Raw genomic sequence first — 2,783 nt, 5'->3', positions numbered from 1 at the left:
CAGGCCAAGAGAATCGAAACTCATCTATCCAATGGATCTTCGATTTTGGGGGGCCTGGGGGCAGGATCGGGCACCGTTTCGGGCAAGGGCGACCGTCAGGCAGAACGGCGCCGGACGATGCCCGCCATTTGGCAGCACGAGAATGGCCGGAGGCCCCGTCGATCACCCATCGTGACCGATCAGTGGGCGGAAAAATACGGATATTCTTAATAAAGTCAACGTTGCTGCGGCGGGATTCGACGTGCGGACCCCGATCGGCGACGATTCTTTTGTCGGCTGTTGCTGTCGTGCCGCTTCACGCCCGCCGCGGCGATGCCGGTGCGGGCGTGAAGCGGTGGTCCTCAGCCGCCGCTCGCGCCACGCTTGAGGTCCTTGTCGATGGTCAGCTGGCCGGAGCCGAGCTGCTCGCGATAGACCTGCACGTTTTCCATCACGCGCTGCACGTAATTGCGCGTTTCTGTATAGGGAATGCGCTCCACCCAGTCGATGGCATCCACGTTCGGGTCTCGCGGGTCGCCATAGAGCTGCACCCACTGCTTCACGCGGCCGGGGCCGGCATTGTAGCCGGCGAAGGTCATGATGTAGGAGCCGTCGTAGTTGCTGACCAGCTCGTCGAGGTGATAGGCGCCGAGGGTGGCGTTATAGGCCGGATCGGCGGTCAGGCGCGGGGCGGAATAGGGCAGGCCGGCGCGGCCGGCCACCAGCTTGGCGGTTGCCGGCATCAGCTGCAGCAGGCCGCGGGCGCCGGCCGGGCTGACCGCGCCGGGATTGAACACACTCTCCTGACGCGCGATGGCATAGACCACCGGCCGTTCCAGCGTGGGCGGAACCTGCGCCGAGCGCGGAATGCCGGCCGTGGGGAAGGCGAGGCCGCCCACCGGCAGGCCGCGGTTCTGGGCCGTCTTGGCCACCGAAAGAGCGAAGTGATACTTGCCGTATTGTTCCGCAAGACGGGCAAGCAGCGTCACCTCGCCGGGCGTCTTCATGGTTTCCGCCAGCGTGGTGAACAGCGGCATGGTCTTGTCGATGGCGCCGACGGCGGCCATGCGCTGGATCGCCTGCACCATCTGGCTGTGGGAGAACGCGGACTTGTCGGCCCCGGAGGGCTGCGGCACCCCGCCCACGCCCGGCGCGCGCAGGCCGAGGCGGTTGCGCGCGAGCTGGCCGTAATAGGTCATGCCGTAGCCGGCCGCGGCCTTGTAGGCGCTGGCGGCGGCGGAACGGTCGCCGGCCGCCTCATAGGCCCGGCCCAGCCAGTAATAGCCGCGCGACCGGCTGATAGGCGTCTGCGCCTGCCGGGCGAGCTGGGTGAAATGCGGAATGGCGAGCTTCGGATTGTTGAGGAAGCGCAGCGCATACCAGCCGGCATGGAACTCGGCATCGAGATCGGCCACCGTGCCATCGGGCACATAGTTGGACACCACCTGATAGGCGAGCTTGTAGTCGCCCTGATCGAGCAGCTTGCGCGACACCATCTTGCGCTCGTCCCACCATGCGGAGGGGTCGATCTGGGCGCGCTTGTCGTTGGGGATGCTGACGAGCAGCTTTGCGGCGTCGGTATATTGCCCGGCGCGGCGGTAGAGCTGGATCAGCGAATATTTATACCCCGGCCGCGAGCGCATGTCGGCCGGCACGGCCGCCATCAGGCGGGAGGCATCGGGCGCCTCGCGGATGACGGCGGCGCGCGCATCCACATAGGCCCGCTCGGAGGGCGGCAGCAGCGGGTCCATGCCCTGCGCCATCTTGGCGCGCTCGGCATAGAGCAGCATTTCGGCGCGGCGGGTGTTGTCGGCCGGCGTCAGGAACGAGCGGAACTCGGTCATGATCGCCCGCTGGTTCACCTCGCTCATGGGGTCGTTGACCCACGCATAGCGGATGACGTTGGCGGCGGCCTGCGTCTGCCCGGTGGCGACGAGCGCGCGCGCCAGCAGGCGGGCGCCGTCGGCGGTTTCCGGGTGGTTGCCGTTGAAGACGTCGATCACTTCCTGCGGCGTCGGGCTTTCGCGCTGCAGGGCCTGCTCGGCCCGGGCGCGGATCTGCTTCGGCGTCGGCCAGCCCGGCGCCTCGCGGGCAAAGCGGGTGATGAGCGACGAGGTCATCACCGAGGCGCCGTCGCGGATCAGCAGCCATTCCACGATCAGCCGGTCGATGGTGGGCATCGAGCGCGACAGCGCATAGGCCTCGCGGTCGTTGCCGGCGGCGGCGAGGTTGATCGCCTGCCCCAGCGCCGTGCCGTTGTTGGCGGCAACCGTCATCAGGCTCACGCCATCAGCCGCGGCCCCGTGGGACAGCGCATCGCTGACCGGCGAGGCCGGGCGGGCCAGGCCGGCGGCCGGGGTGACGGGGCTGCCGGCGAAGGCGGCGGGCGGCAGGGCGGTGAGGCCGGCGAGCAGGGCCGCGGCGGCTCTGGTGAAGCGATCCCCGCCGGCGCGTCTGCCGGGGCGGCCGGATGTGCGGCTGAATACGCTCCGCAGGGTGGCGGCGGTGCGCGCGCGTCCGGTCGAGAGTTCGTCCATCGGGGTCCTCGCTGGTCTTCCGGGTCGTCGCCCGTCCGGTCCGTCGCGGCAGCGGCTGCGCGCCGCAACGGGGGTGGATGCCGGCTTTTTGACCATATCGCGGCCATTCTCCGGGCTGCGGATGGCGGCACGACGACGACATTAAGTTGAAAGTAAGGATGACGGGCCGAGGTAAACGTTTGGTTTCCGGCCGGGCCGCGGCGGTGTTCCGCCCGCCGCGGGCGGTTGCTTTCCGCGCCGCCGGGATGAAGCGAAGTGCCGGTCCGG

General features: G+C 69.0%; 1 protein-coding gene. It reads right to left on the bottom strand.

The features are described from left to right. Nucleotides 1-341: 341 nt before the first annotated feature. A complete protein-coding gene (locus tag V7067_RS17145; protein WP_334177102.1) occupies nucleotides 342-2,516 on the bottom strand; it encodes a lytic transglycosylase domain-containing protein in 2,175 nt (724 codons plus the stop codon). Between the last annotated feature and the right edge of the window lie 267 nt (nucleotides 2,517-2,783).

The organism is Pseudoxanthobacter sp., assembly GCF_036822375.1.
Classification (GTDB): Bacteria; Pseudomonadota; Alphaproteobacteria; order Rhizobiales; family Segnochrobactraceae; genus Pseudoxanthobacter.
This window is presented reverse-complemented; position numbering and strand designations above follow the sequence as displayed.